Below are 19335 nucleotides of genomic sequence, written 5' to 3'. Positions count from 1 at the left end.
CAAGCGACAGGAGTACAGCGCATGAGCCGTCGGCGAACGTGGGTCGAGATCACCATCGTCCTGCTGCTCTCGCTCGGCGCCAGCGCCCTCTACTCGATCCTGCAGATCATCGACGACCTGTCCCAGACGACCCCGCTCGGCGAGCAGTCGACGGCCCTGAACACCTCGTCGACGACGGTGCAGTACGTCGACCTCGCCCGGCAGCTCCTCGGCATCGCGGTGGACCTGGCCCCGGTGGCGCTCGTCTGCTACCTGCTCTGGAGCACGTCGCGACCGCGCCTGGGCCGGCTCGGCATCGACCGGTTCCGGGCGAAGCCGGACCTGGGCGGCCCGGCGCTCATCGCCCTGTGCATCGGGATCCCGGGGCTCGCGCTGTACTTCGCGGGGCGGGCGCTCGGCATCACGGTCGCGGTCGACCCCGCCGCGCTCAACTCGTACTGGTGGACGGTCCCGGTCCTGCTGCTGTCCGCGATCCGCTCGGGTCTGCAGGAAGAGGTGATCGTGATCGGGTACCTCTACGCCCGACTCGGCGACCTGGGCTGGGGCCGCTGGCAGATGATCCTGTCGACCGCCCTGCTGCGCGGCAGCTACCACCTGTACCAGGGGTTCGGGGCGTTCATCGGCAACGCGGTGATGGGCGTCGTGTTCGGCTGGATCTACACGAGGTGGGGCCGGCTCCTGCCGCTCGTCATCACGCACGCGCTGCTCGACGCGGTGGTCTTCGTCGGGTACCCCTGGGTGGCGCACGCGTTCCCGCAGTTGTTCTCGTAGGCCGCGGAGCGCATCCACAGCCCCCGCACAGCGCGCCGAGGGCCAACCCCCGCCGGGTCGCCCTACCGTGAGACCCATGAGCATCCCCGCGATCGGCGAGTCCGCCCCGTCGTTCACCCTGCCGGGGATGGTCGTGCGCGGCGGCGTCCGCACCGACGACGAGTACGACCTGTCCGCCGAGATCGGCCGCACCGTGGTGCTGGCCTTCTACCCGGGCGACGCGACGGCGGTCTGCACGGCCCAGCTCTGCAGCTACCAGGCCGAACTCGACGAGTTCACCGACCTCGGCGCGACCGTGTGGGGCATCAGCCCGCAGGCACTCAACTCGCACGAGGGGTTCGCCCGCGGGTCCTCGCTCGCGTTCCCGCTGCTCAGCGACACCGCGGGCTCGGTGGTCCGCGCCTACGGGGTGCAGGCACCGGGCATCGGTCTGCGCCGCTCGGTCTTCGTGATCGGCCCCGACGGCGTGGTCCGGTGGCGGCACGTCGGCCTGGTCGGCCTGCGGTTCCCGAAGGCCGAGACCATCCGCGAACAGATCGAACTGCTCGTTTCGTAGCCCCCGGCGTGGGAGTCCGCTGAGTGCGCCGAGATGGGGTATTGACACCCCAACTGGGGGCGACGACCATGGACGGCACGAGGGTCCGTCCAGGATCTGCCTCCCCGGGGAATCGGGTCGTCCGGAGATACGCGCCGGTGTGTCACACCCGCTCCCCGGGCGTCTCCGGGGAGGCATCTCGTACCCTCGTCCGGTGCCCACCACCATCGTCGCCCCCGGCCTGCGCGCCCTCGCCGTCGTCCTCTGGGTCGTGGCCGTCGTGCTCGTCCCACTGGCGCTGCTCGGCGGCGGCGCCCCCTGGCTCGTGCCGATCCCGAGCATCGCCGTCGCGTTCGTCGCGTGGGCAGCGCTGTGGCGTCCCCGGATCGAGCTGACGCCGGAGCACCTGCGCATCGTGGACGTCCGGCGGACCAGCACCTACACCTGGTCACGCATCAGCGAGGTGCGCACGAAGTACGGCATCGAGGTGGTCACCAGCGAGGGCGTCCGTCGCGTCTGGATCGCGACCCGCCCGACGGCGCGTCTCGCCGCGCACTCCGGTGACCAGCCGGGAGGCCCGGATCGCCTGGACGTCGACGCTGCGGCCGCGCGGATGCTGGCCCACGTGCCCGCACCGGCCGTGCAGGACGGCCCGCCCCGTCGAGCGTGACGGCTGCGCCGATCACGCACCGCACCCACGGCTGGACGATCCTGGCGATGGTCGTCCTCGGGGTCGCGGCGTCGCTGGCGGCGGCACGGTTCTAGCGGTCACGACGCAGAACGACACCCCCGACGTCGTGCGACGTCGGGGGTGTCGTTCGTGGACGCGGTACCGACTACTTCGTGTAGCCGACGTCCTGCCACTTGACCGAGTACTGCTGGAACTGCGCCGGACCGTAGTTCACCAGGTCCTTGCGCACGCCCCAGGCGTACGGCTCGGCGAACAGCGGGATGGTGCCGGCGACCGCGACGATCTTCTTGTCGATGGCCTGCGCGTCCTTGATGCGGGCATCCGGGTCGAGCTCGGCGTTCGCCTTGTCCCACGCCGCGCCGAGCGAGTCGTCCGTCACACCGGAGTAGTTCTGGCCGGCGTCGGCGGGGTAGTAGATCGACTTCAGCGACGAGATCGGGAACGGGGTGCCCTGCCACGCGAAGTACGTGGCGTCGAAGTCACGCGTCGTCGTGGTGATGTACTTCGTGAAGAAGTCGTCGGTGGGCACGGTGTCGATGGTCACCTTGAACCCGGCGAGCTTGGTCTGCTGCTGCACGAGCTGCGCGACGTTCGCCGAGTTCGGGTTGTCCGACGGGATCACGAAGCGGACGTCGAGCTCCTTGCCGCCCTTGGTCGCGTAGCCGTCCGAGCCGATCTTCCAGCCCGCGTCCTCGAGCTTCGACTTCGCCTTGTCGGTGCTGTAGCCGTAGACGCTCGACGCGTCGTCCTGGTAGCCGTCCTGACCAGGCAGGTAGGTCAGGTTGTTGAGCACGTCGCCCGGGCTCTTCACCGGCGACAGGATCGCCTGGGCGACCACCTTGCGGTTGATCGCCTGCGCGAACGCCTGGCGCACGTCCTGGTCCTTGAAGACGTCCGAGGTGCCGTTCAGCGTGATCTGGCGCTGCGTGGTGCCGAGCGAGCGCTCGATCTTCGAGTCGGAGCGCGAGTTCGCCGTCTTGAGGTTGTCGGCGCTGCCGTTCAGGTTGAAGGCGTCGAGCTCCTTGTTGCCGTACGCCTGGGCGACACCGTCACGGGACACCGTCTTGAAGACGATCGTGTCGAGCTTGCCCTCGTCGCCCCACCACTTCGGGTTCTTCTCGAACGTGAGCACGCCGCCGTTGGCGTCGAAGGACTTCACGATGTACGGGCCACCGGACACGTAGGTCGTGCCGTCGGCCGCGTACGGGCCCTTCGCCCAGGCCTTGTTGAAGTGGTCCGGGGTGTCGACCGCCCAGGACGGGTAGATGGACCCCAGGACACTCGCCCAGTCGGCGTTGGTCTTCGAGAACGTCATGATGACGTCACGCTCGTCGGAGCCCTGCTTGACCGAGTCCACGTCCTCCCACACGTTGGTGGCGAGGGGCGCGAAGGCCTTGTTCGTGCCGTTCAGCGCCTTCCAGTTCGCGATGACGTCCTTCGCGCTGATCGGGGTGCCGTCCGACCACACGGCCTTCGGGTTGATCTTGATCTCGACGGTCTGGGGCGAGTCCTTGGTCAGCTCGACCGAGGTCGCGTAGTCCTTGTTCGCCTCCCACTCGCCGTTCTCCTTGAACTGGATGAAGCCGGGCAGGTAGGCACCGGAGATCGTCTGGTCGTCGACGGTTCCGGAGTCGAGGTTGTTGATCTGGAAGTTCGCCGGTGCGCTGTCGATCGGCAGGGTGATCGACCCGCCGTCCTTGACGTCCGCGCGGTCCGCGACGGTCCAGCCGGTCGACTTCAGCGACGACTCGGCGACCGCGGAGTTGTCGCCGCCGGCCTCTCCGCCGCCGGAGCAGCCGGCCAGCACGACGGCAGCAGCCGCAGCGGTGGCCAGGACGGCGATGCCCTTGATCCTCTTTCGCATGGCGAGGATTCCCTTTCGTTGTGGTTCGCGCAGATCGCGCTGGACCGCGGCGGCCCCCGCCGTCGCGCCTGTTGGTTGAGAACCCTAGCCACATCCGAAGGCGGCACAAGGGTCTGTGCGATGAATCGAAACACGCTCGTAACGAATGTTGCATAGCGTCACTTCCGTTGTCCCACCCAGCCGCTCGAACGGCTAGCCTGTCGCCACCGACAACGCCGTCCGGTCGGACGGCCGCACCCAGAGGTCACGAACCACATGCTCGCCTTCATCGCAAAGCGGATCGTCAACTACATCGTCCTGACGATCGTGGCGACCACGCTCGGGTACATCCTCGCCAGCACGACGCTCAACCCGGCCGCCCGGTTCCTGGGGCGCAACCCGGCCGTGCCGCAGGGCACCATCGAGGCGTCGCTCCGCAAGCTCGGCGCCGATCCGGACACCCCGCTCCTCGTCCGTACCTGGGACTGGTGGGTCGGTCTGGTGACGCACGGCTCGCTCGGCATGAGCAGCCGCGGCACCGAGGTGACGGCCGACATCATCGCCCGCTCCGGCACGAGCCTGCGGCTGCTCGTGATCGGCACGTTGCTCGGCGCGATCCTCGGGGTGCTGCTCGGCGTCTGGAACGCGGTCCGGCAGTACCGCACGTCCGACCAGGTGTCGACGTACCTGTCGTTCGCGGTGCTGGCCACCCCGACCTTCGTCATCGCGGTCGTGCTGATGATCCTCGCGACCACGCTCAACCAGGGCGTCGGGACGCAGGTGATCCGGTTCACCGGCGAGTACACGCCGGGGGTGACCGGGTTCTTCCCGGTGCTCGGCGACCGGCTCGGGCACCTGTTGTTACCGACGATCTCGCTGACCATCGGCGCCGTCGCCACGTACTCGCGCTACCAGCGCTCGGCGATGCTCGACGTGCTGTCGAACGACTTCATCCGCACCGCACGGTCGAAGGGCCGCACCCGCGGGTCGGCGATCATGCGCCACGGTGTGCGGGTCGCCCTCATCCCGATGTCGACCTTCTTCGCGTACTCGTTCGGACTCATCCTGACCGGTGCGAGCATCACCGAACTGGTCTTCAGCTGGCACGGCATGGGCGAGTACTTCGTCCAGAGCATCAGCAACAACGACATCAACGCGGCGTCGGGCACGATCCTCTTCACGGCGATCCTCGTGCTCATCGCAGGGACCCTCGCGGACCTGCTGTACGCCGCGCTCGACCCGCGAGTGAGGGTGTGACCCGTGTCTGTTCTCGACCCCACGACCACGACCACCGCCGGTGACCCCGGCGACGGCAACGCCGGTACGCCGGCGCACGTCATCGAGGTGAAGGGCGGCCGCACCCCGCTCTGGCGCAAGGTGTTCGGCACCTGGCGCGCGCGCATCGGCGGCAGCGCCCTGCTCCTCATCATCCTCTGGGCGTTCCTCGGCCCGTACCCGTACCACTGGAACGCCGTCGACTCCGACGGGCTGGCGTTCGGCATGGCGCCGAGCGCCGCGCACTGGTTCGGCACGAACGACATCGGCCAGGACATCTACGCGCAGACCCTGGTCGGCCTGCAGAAGTCGCTGCTCATCGGCCTGATCGCCGGTCCGGCGGCGACCCTGATCGCCGGCATCGTCGGCGCGATCGCCGGGTACTTCGGCGGCGTCACCGACCGGTTGCTCGTGTGGGTCATCGACCTGCTGCTCGTGATCCCGTCGTTCTACGCGCTCGTGCTGCTCAGCCCGGTGTTCAAGAACCTGACGTGGGTGGCCCTCATCGTCGGCCTCGCGGTGTTCAGCTGGATGGTGATGGCCCGGGTGATCCGCGGTCAGACGATGTCGCTGCGCGAACGCGACTACGTCAAGGCCGCCCGGTTCATGGGTGTCCCGGCGTTCACGATCATCCGGCGGCACATCCTGCCGAACGTGGCGTCGCTGCTCATCATCGACGCCACGCTCGGCGTCGGTGCCGCGATCCTGGCGGAGAGCTCGCTGAGCTTCTTCGGCTTCGGCATCCAGATCCCCGACGTCTCGCTCGGCACCCTGCTCGCCGCCGGCAGCCAGTCCGCCGTCACCCGCCCGTGGCTCTTCGTCCTGCCCGCCGCGACGCTCGTCGCGACCGTGCTCTCGACCAGCCTGCTCGGCGACGCCCTGCGCGACGCCATCGACCCCACCTCCGGAGCCAACCGTGACTGAGCCGCTGCTCACCGTGTCCGACCTGTCGGTCACGTTCAACCCGAAGACCAAGCCCGTCTACGCGGTCCGGGGTGTCGACTACGAGGTGGCTCCCGGCTCGTTCCTCGGCATCGTCGGCGAGTCGGGCTCCGGCAAGTCGGTGTCCTCGATGGCCGTGATGGGCCTGCTGCCGTCGTCCGCCCAGGTGCAGGGCAGCATCCGGTTCGACGGACAGGAGCTCGTCGGCAGGAACGACCGCGAGATGTCGGCGCTGCGCGGTCGTGACATCGCGATGGTGTTCCAGGACCCGCTGTCCGCCCTGACGCCGGTGTACACGATCGGCCAGCAGATCATCGAGGGCCTGCGCCTGCACGACCGCTCCCTCACCCAGCACGCCGCACGCACCCGCGCCGAGGAACTCCTGCGCATCGTCGGCATCCCGAACCCGGCTCGACGACTCGACGCGTTCCCGCACGAGTTCTCCGGCGGCATGCGACAGCGCGCGATGATCGCCATCGCCATCGCGAACGACCCGAAGCTGATCATCGCGGACGAGCCCACCACGGCGCTCGACGTGACGATCCAGGCGCAGATCCTCGACGTGCTGCAGACCGCCAAGGACATGACCGGCGCGGCCGTCGTGCTCATCACGCACGACCTGGGCGTCGTCGCCGGCAACGCCGACCGCGTCGCCGTGATGTACGCGGGCCGGATCGTCGAGACGGCGCCGGTGCTCCCCCTGTTCCGCGAGCCGGTGATGCCGTACACGATCGGGCTGCTCCGCTCGATGCCGAACATGACGTCTGCCCGCACCGAGCGGCTCGTCCCGCTGGACGGCCGCCCGCCCCTGCTCACGCAGAAGCCGACGGGCTGCCCGTTCGCCGACCGCTGCCCCGCCGTCATCGACGCCTGCCGCGACGGCGAGCCCGCCCTCGTCGCTCCGTCGGTGCCGCAGAGCGCCGACAACCCGGTCCTGACCGGCGCCGTCACGACGATCGGCAACGGCACCCTGCTCGACGACCACACCGCCGCGTGCATCCGTCGCGACGAGATCGCCGCGGGCACCCTCGAGCGCTCGGAGATCTTCCCCCGCCCCGAGGACGTCCCCGAGGCGGCCGTCGACCACGGCGACGACGTCGTGCTCGAGCTGCAGGACGTGGTCAAGACGTTCCCGCTCACCAAGGGCGCACTGTTCCGCCGGCAGATCGGCGAGGTGCACGCCGTCGACGGCATCTCCCTGACGCTCAAGCGCGGGCAGGTGCTCGGCCTGGTCGGCGAGTCCGGCTGCGGCAAGACGACCACCATCATGGAGATCCTCGAACTCGCCGGGGCCCAGCACGGCACCATCCGGGTGAACGGCGTCGACACCGCCTCGCTGTCCAAGAAGGACCGTCTGGCACTGCGCCGCGACATCCAGGTCGTGTTCCAGGACCCGATGGCGTCGATCGACCCCCGGCTCGACATCGGCTCGGTGATCGGTGAACCCCTCACCGTGCACGGTGTCGCGAAGGACGAGATCCGCCGGCGGGTGCGCGAGGTGCTCGAGCTGGTCGGGCTCGAGCCGAGCTACATCGACCGGTACCCGCACGAGTTCTCGGGCGGCCAGCGGCAGCGTATCGGCATCGCCCGTGCCCTCATCGTCGAGCCGAAGATCCTGGTGCTCGACGAGCCGGTCTCCGCGCTCGACGTGTCGGTGCAGGCCGGTGTGATCAACCTGCTCGAGGACCTCAAGCACCGCCTCGGGCTGTCGTACCTGTTCGTGGCGCACGACCTGTCCGTGGTCCGGCACATCGCCGACGACGTCGCGGTCATGTACCTCGGCCGCATCGTCGAGTACGGCGACGGCGACGCGGTGTTCTCGGACCCCCAGCACCCGTACACGCGGGCCCTGCTGTCGGCCGTGCCGGTGCCGGACCCCATGGCCGAGGCCGCTCGCGGGCGCATCCTGCTCGACGGCGACCTGCCCTCCCCCACGGAGCGCATCGACGGGTGCCGGTTCCGCACGCGCTGCCCGCTCTACCAGCTCCTCGACGAGGGCCGCCAGGAGCAGTGCCGCACGATCGACCCGGGTCTCGAGCCCGTGCACGGCCGTGGTGTCGCCTGCATCCAGACCGACCAGGAGCACCTGCTCACCGAGCGGGTCGGCGCGGTCGTCTGACGACGCTGGTCACGCCGTGGACGCGACCAGCAGACGGACGGGAGGCCCGGAGCACGTCGTGCGCCGGGCCTCCCGTCCGTCTGGGGTCGCGATCGCGAGCCGTGTCAGGCTCCCAGCCACAGGCTGAGCAGCGAGGCGGCGAGCAGAACCAGCGCGGCTGCGCCGACCGTCAGGGCCGGCCCGTCCCAGCCACGCACGGCGTCGCCGGCACCGGCGCGCTCGCGGTGCTCGGACCAGCGGTCGAGCAGCACGGTCATCTCGTCGGGCTGTCGCAGGACCGCCCGCTCACCCCGCCGGGCCGGCTTCGGCCGTGGCAGCGACGGGCCGCCCCAGCACTGGACCTTCCGGCCGGCGACCGTCTCGATCACGATCTGCCAGCGGAGCCGGACGTCGGCGACGGCCTGCCACGGCACCACGGTGCGGCGGAGCGGGTTGACCACGGTGACCGCGCGCTCGTCGATGACGATGCACGGGCGGTAGGTCAGGACCCAGAGCGCCCAGACGAGCACGGCGATCGGGCCGGCGGCGCGGAGGACGACGTCCCAGCTCCCCCGGAACGCCGCATCGCCGAGCAGGAACAGGCCCAGGACGGCGACGAGGCCGGACGCCACCGCACCCCCGCGACCAGCGCGGAGGACGACGGGGCGTCCGGCCTCGTTCGTGTCCAGGTGGATCAGCGTCCGAACTCGAACCCGGCGCCGGGGATGGCGGCCAGGAGGTCCTTCGTGTACTGCTCCTTCGGGGCGGCGAAGACCTCGTCGGTCGTCGCCTTCTCGACGATCTGCCCACGGCGCATGACGCAGACGTTGTCCGCGACGAGGCGGACGACCGCGAGGTCGTGCGTGATGAACAGGTACGTCAGGCCGAGCTCGGTCTGCAGCTCGGTGAGCAGGTCGAGGATCTGGCCCTGCACGAGCACGTCCAGCGCGGAGACGGCCTCGTCGAGGACGATGACCTCCGGCTTGAGCGCCAGCGCACGAGCGACGGCGATGCGCTGGCGCTGGCCGCCGGACAGCTCGTTCGGGTAGCGGTTCACCATCGACTTCGGCAGCGCGACCTGGTCGAGCAGCTCGAGCACCCGGGCGCGACGCGAGGCCTTGTCGCCCACCTTGTGCGTGGCGAGCGGCTCGGCGATCGTGTTCCCGACGTTGTACATCGGATCCAGGGAGCCGTACGGGTCCTGGAACACCGGCTGCACGCGGCGGCGGAAGTCGAAGAGGTCCTTGCCCTTCAGCGCGCCGATGTCGATGCCGTCGAACTGCACGGTGCCGCTCGTGATGCTCTCGAGCTGCAGGACGAGCTTCGCGACGGTCGACTTGCCCGAACCGGACTCGCCGACGAGCGCCGTGGTGGTGCCCTTCTGGATCGAGAACGACACGTCGTCGACGGCCTTGAGCTCGCGGGTGGCGAGGCTCTTGCCGCGCAGCTTGTAGACCTTCTCGAGGTTCTTCACCACGATGAGGTCCTCGGCCGGACGGTGCTCGCGTTCCTGGGCCCGGGCGATCAGCTCGGCGTCGTCGTTGCCGGCGTCGGAGATGTCGACCCGCTGGTGCTGCACCTTCGACTGGATGCGACGGCTGGCCAGCGACGGGGCCGCCGCGACGAGACGCTGCGTGTACGGGTGCTGCGGGTTGGCGAGGATCTCCTTCGAGGGACCGGCCTCGACGACCTGGCCCTTGTACATCACGACGAGCTTCTCGGCGCGCTCGGCGGCGAGCCCGAGGTCGTGCGTGATGAACAGCACCGAGGTGCCGAAGTCGCGGGTCAGGCTCTCGAGGTGGTCGAGGATGACACGCTGGACGGTGACGTCGAGCGCACTCGTCGGCTCGTCGGCGATGAGCAGCTGCGGGCGGCTCGACAGACCGATGCCGATGAGCACGCGCTGGCGCATGCCGCCGGAGAACTCGTGCGGGTACTGCTTCAGGCGGGTCGACGCGTCGCCGAGACCAGCTTCCTGCAGAACCTCGACCGCACGGTCACGGACGGCCTTCTTGCCGGTCGCCATGCCGTTCGCGCGGATCGCCTCTTCGACCTGGAAGCCGATCGACCACAGCGGGTTGAGGTTCGACATCGGGTCCTGGGGGACGTAGCCGATCTCCTTCCCACGGATCTCCGACATCTCCTTGTCGCTCAGCCCGACGAGCTCGCGCCCGTTGAACTTGATCGAACCGCCGGTGACCTCACCGGTACCGGGGAGCAGCTTGATGATCGCCTGGGCGCTCGTCGACTTGCCCGAACCGGACTCGCCGACGATGGCCAGCCGCTCGCCCTGCTCGAGGGTGAGGTTGACACCACGGACGGCCTGCACGAGCCCGCTCTGGGTCTTGAAGCCGACCTGCAGGTCGGTGATCTCGAGCAGCGGCGCGCCGGAACCACCGGTACGGCTGCTGTTCGTCTGGGTCAGTGTCTCGCTCATCGGCGGGCCCTCGCCTTCGGGTCGAGCGCGTCGCGCACCACGTCACCGAGGAGCAGGAACGCGAGCACGGTGATGGACAGGGCAGCCGACGGCCAGAAGATCGTCGACGGGTTCGTGCGGATCGACGTCTGGGCGGTGCCGATGTCGAGGCCCCAGCTGAGGGCCGACGGCGGCAGACCGATGCCGAGGAACGACAGCGTCGCCTCGGCGACGATGAACGTGCCGAGCGACACGGTCGCGACCACGATGACCGGAGCCAGCGAGTTCGGGATGACGTGGCGCAGGAGCGTCCGGAACCGGCTGACGCCCAGGGCCGCCGACGCCATGACGTAGTCGGCCTGCTTGGCGCTCAACACGGCGCCACGCATGATGCGGGCGATCTGCGGCCACGCGAACGCAGCGAGGACGAGCGCGACGGTGATCGCGTTCCGCGCCGGGATGACCGACATGATCACGATCGCACCGAGGACGGTGGGGATCGAGAAGAAGATGTCACCGATACGGGACACGATCGTGTCGAGCCAGCCGCCGTAGAAACCGGCCAGGGAACCGATCACGATGCCGACGATCGACACCAGGATCGTCGCGACGATGCCGACGATGAGCGAGTTCTGGGCACCCCAGATCACGCGGGCGTAGACGTCCGAGCCCTGACGGGTGAAGCCGAGGATGTGCCCGGCCTCGGGTCCGCCGTCGCTGTTGTCCAGGTTCGACGCTCTCGGGTCGACGTGGGCGAAGAGCCCCGGGAAGACCGCGACGACGATGATCAGCAGGATCAGCACCGAGGAGATCCAGAACGTCGGGCGGGTCCGCATCGACTCCCAGGCGTCGGTCCACAGGGAACGGGTCTTCTCGTCCTCGTTGACCTGGTCGACCGCCTGCAGGGGGGTTTCTTCGAGCGGGGCGACGTAGTGCGTCGCCGAGCGGGGTGCGGCGTTACTTGGCATAGCGGATCCTCGGGTCCAGGACGGCGTAGAGCAGGTCCACCAGGAGGTTGGCGAGCATGAAGATGATGACCATCACGGCGACGAAGGAGACCACCGTCGGGCCCTCGCCGAGCTTGACGGCGCGGAACACCGTGCCGCCGACACCGTTGATGTTGAAGATGCCCTCGGTGACGATCGCGCCGACCATCAGGTTGCCGATGTCGACACCCAGGTAGGTCACCACGGGGATGAGCGAGTTCCGGAAGATGTGCACGCCGACGACACGACGACGGGGCAGGCCCTTTGCCGTCGCGGTGCGCACGAAGTCGGCGCTCATGTTCTCGGCGACGCTGGCTCGGGTCAGACGCACGATGTACGCGAACGACACCGACGCGAGCACGATCGCCGGCAGGACGAGTTCGCTCCACGGTGCCTCGCCGGAGACGGTGACCCGGAACAGCCCGAGCTTGATGCCGAAGACGTACTGCAGCACGAACCCGACGACGAAGGTCGGCACCGAGATGAGCAGGAGCGACACGACGAGCGCGGTGGCGTCGAACAGCTTGCCCTTGCGCAGCCCTGCGATGACGCCGACGACGATGCCGGCGACGGCCTCGAACACGAGCGCGAGGATCGCCAGGCGCGCGGTGATCGGGAAGGCCGACGCGAGCTGCTGGCTGACCGGCAGACCTGAGTAGGTCACGCCGAGGTCGCCGCGGAACACGCCGCCGATCCAGAGCAGGTACTGCACGATGAACGGCTTGTCGAGGTTGTACTGCTGACGCAGCGTCTCGATGACCTGCGGCGACGGCTGCCGGTCGCCGAACAGCGCGGCGATCGGGTCGCCGGGCAGCGAGAAGACCAGGAAGTAGATGAGGAACGTGGCCCCGAAGAACACGGGGATGAGTTGCAGGAGGCGCTTGCCGAGGTACCAGAGCATCAGATCACTGCCCGGTCCGGAGCGATGTCGATCAGGTTCATTGTGGTGAGGGGTGGACGGTCCGAGGGTCGGCACGGATGTCCGGTGCGGGAGGGCGCCCGCTGTGTGGGGGTGTTGTCACCGTGTTACGGGGGTTCGGGGACCTGTGCAGTCCCCGAACCCCCGTCCGGTGGTCGCGAGGCAGGATACCTGCTCGCGCCTTGGTCTCGAGGAGACCGGTGTTACTTCTTGACCTCGACGTCGTAGTACAGCGGCACCGAGTTCCAGCCGAACTTGACGTTCGACACGTTGTCCGCGTTCCAGACACCGGTCACGTTGGAGTACCAGAGCGGGATCTCGGGCAGGTCCTGGAACAGGAGTTCCTGTGCCTGGTCGAAGGACTTGTTGCCCTCTTCGACCGTCGCAGCCGAACGGCCCTTGGCGAGCAGCTCGTTGTACTCCTTGGAGTCGTACCGCGAGTAGTTGTTCGACGAGCCCTCACCCATGGTCGGGCCGAGGAAGTTGTACAGCGACGGGTAGTCGGCCTGCCAACCGGTGCGGCTGCCGCCCTTGAGCTTGTCGTTCGTCTGGAGGTCCAGGGCTTCCTGGAACGTCGGGATCGCGTTGCCCTCGGCCTTGATGCCGAGCGTGTTCGAGATCGAGTTCGTGACCGCGGTCACCCAGGCCTCGTGGCCACCATCGGCGTTGTACGTGATGGTGAGCGTGTCGTCGTACTTCGAGATCTTGTCGGCCTCGGCCCAGAGCTTCTTGGCCTCGGACTCGTTGTAGTCCAGGACGTCCGACCCCTCGAGGTCGTCGTTCCAGCCGGCGATCACCGGGGAGGTGAAGTCCTTGGCCGGAGTGCGGGTGCCGTCGAAGATCTTGTCGGTGATCTGCTTGCGGTTGATCGCCATCGAGATGGCCTCGCGACGCAGCTTGCCCTCTTCACCCTTCCAGTGGTCGAGGTAGTAGGGCAGGTAGATCGCCTGGAAGATCGCGGCGGCCTGGTTGACGTTCGAGTCCGGGAAGTCGGACTTGTAGGTCTTGAAAGCGCTGTCCGGCACGGCGTCGAGGACGTCGAGGTTGCCGCCCTGGGCGTCGGAGTACGCGGTGTCCTGCGAGGCGTAGAACGTGATCGTGAGACCACCGTTCTTCGGCTTGCGCTTGCCCTCGTAGTCCTTGTTGGTGACGAGCTTGATGGACTGGTTGTGGGTCCAGGCCTTCTTGCCGTCGAGCTTGTACGGACCGTTTCCGATCGGGTTCTCACCGAACGCCTTGGTGTCGTCGTAGAACGCCGACGGGAGCGGCACGAACGCCGAGTAGCCGAGCGACAGCGGGAAGTCGGACTGCGCCGACTTCAGCGTGACGGTGAACTCGTCGTCGTCCACGACCTTGAGGCCGGTGAGCTCGGAGTCCTTGTCGGCGTTGTAGCCCTCGATGTTCTCGAAGAAGTAGCTGGCACCCTGGGCGTTCGACTTCTGGGCTGCCCAGTTCCACGCCTTGGTGAACGACTCGGCCGTGACCTTCTCACCGTTGGTGAAGGTGTAGCCGGTGTTCAACGTGATGTCGAACGTCTTCGAGTCATCGGTGTCGATGCTCTTGGCAACCTCGTTGACCGGCTTGCCGTCGGCGTCGTACGAGACGAGCCCTTCGAAGAGCGAGTCGATGATCTTGCCACCACCGGTCTCGGTGCTGTTGGACGGGATCAGCGGGTTCTGCGGCTCGGTACCGTTCGTGGTGACGATCCCGGACGCGTTCGCCGAGCCCGAGTCACCGCCGTTCGACGAGCTGTTGCTGGAGCAGGCGGTCAGGGCGAGTGCTGTGGCCCCGAGCACGGCGAGGGCTGAGAGCCCGGCGCGCTTCTTGATCAAGGTTCCTCCTGGTGCATGGGACGCGCAAGGGCACAGCGGTGTCACCCGGGCGCGTTTGACCTTTGCAGCGTAGGCAAGGTGAACAGCGGCGTCCAAACCCAGGGGCGAACGGTTACACGCCGGTAACCAAGTTGCACGATCCTTGCGAGAGGATGCAACATTCGCGCGCGTGCCGGTGAAGCGTGCGTTTTTGTTGCATCCGCATGAAATCCATTGCACTCCGTCACACTTCTGTGCAAGTCGGGGACGGGCGAGCATCGCTCAGGGGTACGGCTGAGTGGGTGCGTCGAGCGGTCAGGACCTGCCGTGGGTGGCGCGTCGAGTGGTCACGAACTGTCGGTGGGAGCGGGTCCGGACGACGGTTCATGACCGCTCGGCGGAACTGAGCGGGGTGTCGTGACCGCCCGGCCGCCCGGACGCCCGGACGCCCGGACGCCCGGACGCCCGGACGCCCGGACGCGACCGTGCCCCGCCCGGCGGACCGGACGGGGCACGACGCGCTCGGCGACCGAGCGGGGGCGACGACGGGGAGTCGACGCCGATCGGATCAGGCGAACGCCTCGATCGGCGGGCAGGCGCACACCAGGTTGCGGTCCCCGTACGCCTGGTCGATGCGACGCACCGGCGGCCAGTACTTCCGGCCGCTGATGCCCGGCAGCGGGTAGACGGCCTGCTCGCGGCTGTAGGCGTGCGCCCACTCCCCCGAGATCACCGACGAGGCGGTGTGCGGCGCGTGCACCAGCGGGTTGTCGTCCGCCGGCCACTCCCCGCGCTCCACCGCTGCGGCCTCGGCCCGGATCGCGAGCATGGCGTCGACGAAGCGGTCGAGCTCGGCGAGGTCCTCGCTCTCGGTCGGCTCGACCATGAGCGTGCCCGCCACCGGGAACGACATCGTCGGCGCGTGGAACCCGTAGTCGACCAGGCGCTTCGCGACGTCGTCGACCGTGATGCCGGTGGTGTCGCGCAGCGGGCGGAGGTCGAGGATGCACTCGTGCGCGACGAGTCCGTCGTCGCCCGTGTACAGCACCGGGAACGCATCACGCAGACGAGCCGCGATGTAGTTCGCCCCGAGGACCGCGGCCTCGGTCGCACGGGTGAGGCCCTCGAGCCCCATCATCCGGACGTACGTCCACGTGATGGGCAGGATGCTCGGGCTGCCGTACGGAGCAGCACTGACCGGGCCACCGGCGTGCACCAGGCGGTCGTCCGCCTCGGCGACGGTCGCACCGGAGCGCCGGTCGGCCTGCTGCGCGAACGGATGCCCGGGCAGGAACGGTGCCAGGTGCGCCTTCGCGGCGACGGGTCCCACGCCGGGGCCGCCACCGCCGTGCGGGATGCAGAAGGTCTTGTGCAGGTTGAGGTGCGACACGTCGCCGCCGAAGTCACCGAAGCGGGCGTGGCCGAGCAGCGCGTTGAGGTTCGCACCGTCGACGTAGACCTGGCCGCCGGCGTCGTGCACGGCGTCGCAGATCTCGCGGATGTCGTGCTCGTAGACGCCGTGGGTGGACGGGTACGTGATCATCAGGGCCGCGAGGGTGTCGGCGTGGGCGGCGACGCGGGCCCGGAGGTCCTCGAGGTCGACGTTGCCGTTCTCGTCGCAGGCCACGACGACGACCTTCATGCCGGCGAGCACCGCGGACGCCGCGTTCGTGCCGTGGGCGCTCGACGGGATCAGGCAGACCGTGCGCTCGCTGTCGCCGTTGGCCTGGTGGTACCCGCGGATGGCCAGCAGGCCGGCGAGTTCGCCCTGGCTGCCGGCGTTCGGCTGCAGGGACACGGTGTCGTAGCCGGTGACCTCGGCGAGCCACGACTCGAGGTCGCCGATCATGTCGAGGTAGCCCTCGACGTCCTCGCGCGGTGCGAACGGGTGGATGTTCGCGAACTCCGGCCAGGTCACGGCGGCCATCTCGGTCGCCGCGTTGAGCTTCATCGTGCAGCTGCCGAGCGGGATCATGCCGCGGTCGAGCGCGTAGTCCTTGTCGGACAGGTGCTTGAGGTACCGCATCATGCGGGTCTCGCTGCGGTGTGCGCTGAACACGGGGTGCGTCAGGTAGTCGCTCTCACGCTGCAGGGCGGCCGGGAGGCCCGTGGCCACGTCGCGCACGGCGGTCTCGGTCGCGGGGACGGTCACGTCCACCGCCCCGAGCACGCCCGCCAGCGCCACGACGTCGTCGGGCGTGGTCGTCTCGTCGACGGACAGCTGGAACGTGTCGGCGTCGACGACGTGCAGCAGGTAGCCGGCGTCCTGCGCTGCCGCGACGATCGCCTCGGCGCGACCGACGGCCCGCAGGGTGAGCGTGTCGAAGAAGGCGTCGTGCACGACCTCGACCCCGGCGTCACGCGCGACGGCGGCGAGTGCGCCGGTGGTCCGCGCGACCCGTCCGGCGATGAACCGCAGGCCCTCGGGCCCGTGGTAGACCGCGTACATCGAGGCCATCACGGCGAGCAGGACCTGCGCTGTGCAGATGTTGCTCGTCGCCTTCTCGCGGCGGATGTGCTGCTCGCGGGTCTGCAGGCTGAGGCGGTAGGCCATCTGGCCGTCGGCGTCGAAGGACACCCCGACCAGGCGACCGGGGAGCTGGCGCTCGAGGCCGGCGCGCACCGCGAGGTAGCCGGCGTGCGGGCCACCGAAGCCGAGCGGGACGCCGAAGCGCTGGCTCGTCCCGACGGCCACGTCGGCACCCAGGTCGCCGGGGCTGGCGAGCAGGGTCATCGCGAGCAGGTCGGCCGCGACGACGGCGATGCCGCCACCGGCGTGGACCCGCTCCATGACCGACGACGGGTCGACGACGCGGCCCGAGGCGCCCGGGTACTGCAGGATGACGCCGAACGCACCGTCGAGCTGCTCGTCGCTCGGGCCGTCGGCAGCGTCGAACGCGCGCAGCGTGATGCCCACGGCGTCCGCACGGTGGTCGAGCAGCGCACGGGTCTGCGGCAGCAGGTCGGCGTCGACGAGGAACGCGTCGCCCTTGACCTTGGACGCGCGGCGGGCGAGGAGCATGCCCTCGACCACGGCGGTGCCCTCGTCGAGCATCGAGGCGCCGGCGGTGGCCATGCCGGTCAGGTCGGACACCATCGTCTGGAAGTTGATGAGTGCTTCGAGGCGGCCCTGCGAGATCTCCGGCTGGTACGGCGTGTACGCCGTGTACCAGCTCGGGTTCTCGAGCACGTTCCGCTGGATCACCGCGGGCGTGTGGGTGCCGTGGTACCCGAGGCCGATCATGGCGCGGCGGACGGTGTTGCGGCCGGCCTTCGCACGGAGCTCGGCGAGCGCCTCGGTCTCGCCGACGGCAGCCGGGATCACCGAGTCGGCGACGGGGCCGACGTGGATGGACTCCGGGATCGCCGCACGGACCAGGGCGTCGAGCGACGGCTGCCCGACGACGTCGAGCATGGCCTGCTGGTCTGCCGGGGTGGTGCCGATGTGGCGGTCGGCGAAGGACGTCTGGAGGTTCTCGAACGCGGTCATGCGATGGAGGCCCGGTACGCGTCGTGGTCCATCAGGTCCTCGGGGAACGAGGTGCCGTCGACCTTGATCTTCACAAGCCAGCCGGCACCGAACGGGTCCTGGTTGACGGTGTCCGGGGTGTCGACGACGGCGTCGTTGACCTCGACGACCTCGCCCTCGATCGGGGCGAAGAGCTCGCCGACGCTCTTGGTCGACTCGATCTCGCCGATCTGCGCACCGGCGGTGGTGGCGGTGCCGACGGCGGGGAGCTCGACGTAGACGACGTCACCGAGCTGCTCGGCGGCGTGGTCGGTGATGCCGACGGTGACGGTGTCGCCCTCGACGAGCAGCCACTCGTGGTCGGCCGTGTACTGGAGTGCGGTCTGGTCGGTCATGGGGTCAGCCTTTCGAGGCGCGGCGGTAGAAGGGGAACGCGGAGACCGTGCTGGGGACGGCAGTCCCGCGGACGTCGATGTGGAGGACCTGTGCCCCGTCGGACACGGCGGCGAGCGCGGCCGGGTCGACGAAGGCCATCGCGACCGGGTGTCCGAGCGTCGGCGAGAGCGCGCCCGAGGTCACGGTGCCGACGACCGTGCCGTCGAGCACGACGTCGTAGCCGGCTCGGGGAGCACGGCGCCCCTCGGTCACCAGGCCGACGAGCACGCGGGCGTCCGCGGACGGGGTGACGCCGGCCGCCCCGACGAAGTCGCCGTCCTTGGCGACGACGCGGCCGAGGCCAGCCTGGGCCGGGCGGACGTCGGTGCCGAGCTCGTGCCCGTACAGGGGCATGCCGGCCTCGAGCCGCAGGGTGTCGCGTGCGGCGAGGCCTGCGGGGACGACCCCGCGGTCGGCACCGGCCTCGAGCAGGGCGTCCCAGAGCACCGGCGCGGTGTCCGGGTCGGTGTAGACCTCGAAGCCGTCCTCGCCGGTGTACCCGGTGCGCGCGACGAGCACGTCGGCACCGTCGAACAGCGCGTGCAGCACCCGGTAGTAGCCGAGTTCGTCGAGCGGGGTCTCGGGCTGCAGACGGTCGGCGACCACGAGGGCGTCGAGCGTGCCGGCCGCCGCCGGTCCCTGCACGGCGACGAGGGCCGTGGTGTCGGAGTCGTCGGAGACCTCGATGTCGAACCCGTCGGCCCGGGCGGTGAGCGCACCGACGGCGACATCGCGGTTGGAGGCGTTCGCGACGACGAGGAAGACGTCGTCGTCGGTCCGGTACACGACGAGGTCGTCGAGGATCCCGCCGTCCTCGGCGAGCAGCAGCGAGTACTTGGCGCGGCCGATCGGCATCGTGCCGAAGGACCCGGCGAGCGCGTGGTCGAGGAAGGCGACGGCGTCGGTGCCGGTCACCCCGATCTCGGCCATGTGCGACAGGTCGAAGACCCCGGCGGCCTCGCGCACGGCGTGGTGCTCGGCGAGGTCCGACGAGTAGCGCACGGGCATGCGGTACCCGGCGAAGTCGGTGAAGGTCGCACCGGCGGCCTCGTGCACGGCTTCGAGCGGCGACGAACGCTGACCCGGCGTGGGCAGTGGGGACGGACTCATGGCGGAGTTCTCCTGGCATCGGCAGGGCCCGGCG

General features: G+C 69.3%; 15 protein-coding genes. 6 read left to right on the top strand and 9 right to left on the bottom strand.

What is annotated here, in order from left to right:
• Positions 1-21 precede the first annotated feature (21 nt).
• The 3 genes from ACZZ9K_RS15020 (at position 22) to ACZZ9K_RS15010 (ending at position 1976) form a co-directional block, all read left to right on the top strand.
• Complete coding sequence (locus tag ACZZ9K_RS15020; RefSeq protein ID WP_463444475.1) at positions 22-771, top strand: CPBP family intramembrane glutamic endopeptidase; 750 nt, start codon at positions 22-24, stop codon at positions 769-771.
• A 76-nt stretch (positions 772-847) separates the two neighbouring features.
• Positions 848-1327 (top strand): peroxiredoxin, encoded by a 480-nt coding sequence (locus tag ACZZ9K_RS15015; RefSeq protein ID WP_463444474.1) that lies wholly within the window; start codon positions 848-850, stop codon positions 1325-1327.
• A gap of 193 nt (positions 1328-1520) precedes the next feature.
• Positions 1521-1976 carry a hypothetical protein gene (locus ACZZ9K_RS15010; protein ID WP_463444473.1) on the top strand — a complete coding sequence of 152 codons (456 nt, stop codon included), beginning with the start codon at positions 1521-1523 and terminating at the stop codon, positions 1974-1976.
• A 166-nt stretch (positions 1977-2142) separates the two neighbouring features.
• Here the strand turns inward: ACZZ9K_RS15010 and ACZZ9K_RS15005 are convergent, their stop codons facing one another.
• Positions 2143-3861: an ABC transporter family substrate-binding protein gene (locus tag ACZZ9K_RS15005; protein WP_463444472.1), complete on the bottom strand. Its 1719-nt coding sequence runs from the start codon at positions 3859-3861 to the stop codon at positions 2143-2145.
• A 255-nt stretch (positions 3862-4116) separates the two neighbouring features.
• Here ACZZ9K_RS15005 and ACZZ9K_RS15000 point away from each other — a divergent pair, with 255 nt between their 5' ends.
• From ACZZ9K_RS15000 to ACZZ9K_RS14990, 3 genes are read left to right on the top strand one after another with little or no spacing between them, the layout of a single operon-like run.
• Positions 4117-5097 (top strand): ABC transporter permease, encoded by a 981-nt coding sequence (locus ACZZ9K_RS15000; RefSeq protein WP_214561384.1) that lies wholly within the window; start codon positions 4117-4119, stop codon positions 5095-5097.
• A gap of 3 nt (positions 5098-5100) precedes the next feature.
• A complete protein-coding gene (locus ACZZ9K_RS14995) occupies positions 5101-6039 on the top strand; it encodes an ABC transporter permease (protein WP_463444471.1) in 939 nt (312 codons plus the stop codon).
• On the top strand, positions 6032-8176 hold the full coding sequence (locus ACZZ9K_RS14990) for a dipeptide ABC transporter ATP-binding protein (protein ID WP_463444470.1): 2145 nt from the start codon (positions 6032-6034) through the stop codon (positions 8174-8176). Before ACZZ9K_RS14995 ends, ACZZ9K_RS14990 begins: the two co-directional genes overlap by 8 nt.
• A 104-nt stretch (positions 8177-8280) precedes the next feature.
• On the opposite strand, the gene ACZZ9K_RS14985 is transcribed toward ACZZ9K_RS14990, so the two are convergent.
• The 8 genes from ACZZ9K_RS14985 to gcvT all read right to left on the bottom strand — a co-directional run bounded on the left by ACZZ9K_RS14985 (position 8281) and on the right by gcvT (position 19301).
• A complete protein-coding gene (locus ACZZ9K_RS14985) occupies positions 8281-8787 on the bottom strand; it encodes a PH domain-containing protein (RefSeq protein ID WP_463444469.1) in 507 nt (168 codons plus the stop codon).
• A 62-nt stretch (positions 8788-8849) separates the two neighbouring features.
• A complete protein-coding gene (locus tag ACZZ9K_RS14980) occupies positions 8850-10592 on the bottom strand; it encodes a dipeptide ABC transporter ATP-binding protein (protein ID WP_214520872.1) in 1743 nt (580 codons plus the stop codon).
• Positions 10589-11539, bottom strand: a complete 951-nt coding sequence (locus tag ACZZ9K_RS14975; protein ID WP_027464554.1) for an ABC transporter permease — start codon at positions 11537-11539, stop codon at positions 10589-10591. Before ACZZ9K_RS14975 ends, ACZZ9K_RS14980 begins: the two co-directional genes overlap by 4 nt.
• Positions 11529-12458, bottom strand: coding sequence for an ABC transporter permease (locus ACZZ9K_RS14970; protein WP_027464553.1), 930 nt, complete (start codon positions 12456-12458; stop codon positions 11529-11531). Before ACZZ9K_RS14970 ends, ACZZ9K_RS14975 begins: the two co-directional genes overlap by 11 nt.
• A 221-nt stretch (positions 12459-12679) precedes the next feature.
• On the bottom strand, positions 12680-14308 hold the full coding sequence (locus ACZZ9K_RS14965; RefSeq protein ID WP_463444468.1) for a peptide ABC transporter substrate-binding protein: 1629 nt from the start codon (positions 14306-14308) through the stop codon (positions 12680-12682).
• A gap of 547 nt (positions 14309-14855) precedes the next feature.
• Positions 14856-17777 (bottom strand): aminomethyl-transferring glycine dehydrogenase, encoded by a 2922-nt coding sequence (gene gcvP, locus ACZZ9K_RS14960; protein ID WP_463444467.1) that lies wholly within the window; start codon positions 17775-17777, stop codon positions 14856-14858.
• Complete coding sequence (gcvH, locus tag ACZZ9K_RS14955; RefSeq protein ID WP_027464550.1) at positions 17774-18151, bottom strand: glycine cleavage system protein GcvH; 378 nt, start codon at positions 18149-18151, stop codon at positions 17774-17776. Before gcvH ends, gcvP begins: the two co-directional genes overlap by 4 nt.
• Before the next feature lie 4 nt (positions 18152-18155).
• The gene (gene gcvT / locus ACZZ9K_RS14950; RefSeq protein WP_463444466.1) at positions 18156-19301 is read right to left on the bottom strand and encodes a glycine cleavage system aminomethyltransferase GcvT; all 1146 of its coding nucleotides are present in this window, start codon (positions 19299-19301) and stop codon (positions 18156-18158) included.
• Positions 19302-19335 lie beyond the last annotated feature (34 nt).

Source organism: Curtobacterium sp. AC268, assembly GCF_979258745.1.
Note: the sequence above shows the minus strand (reverse complement) of the source record. Positions and strands in the feature narration are given on the sequence as shown.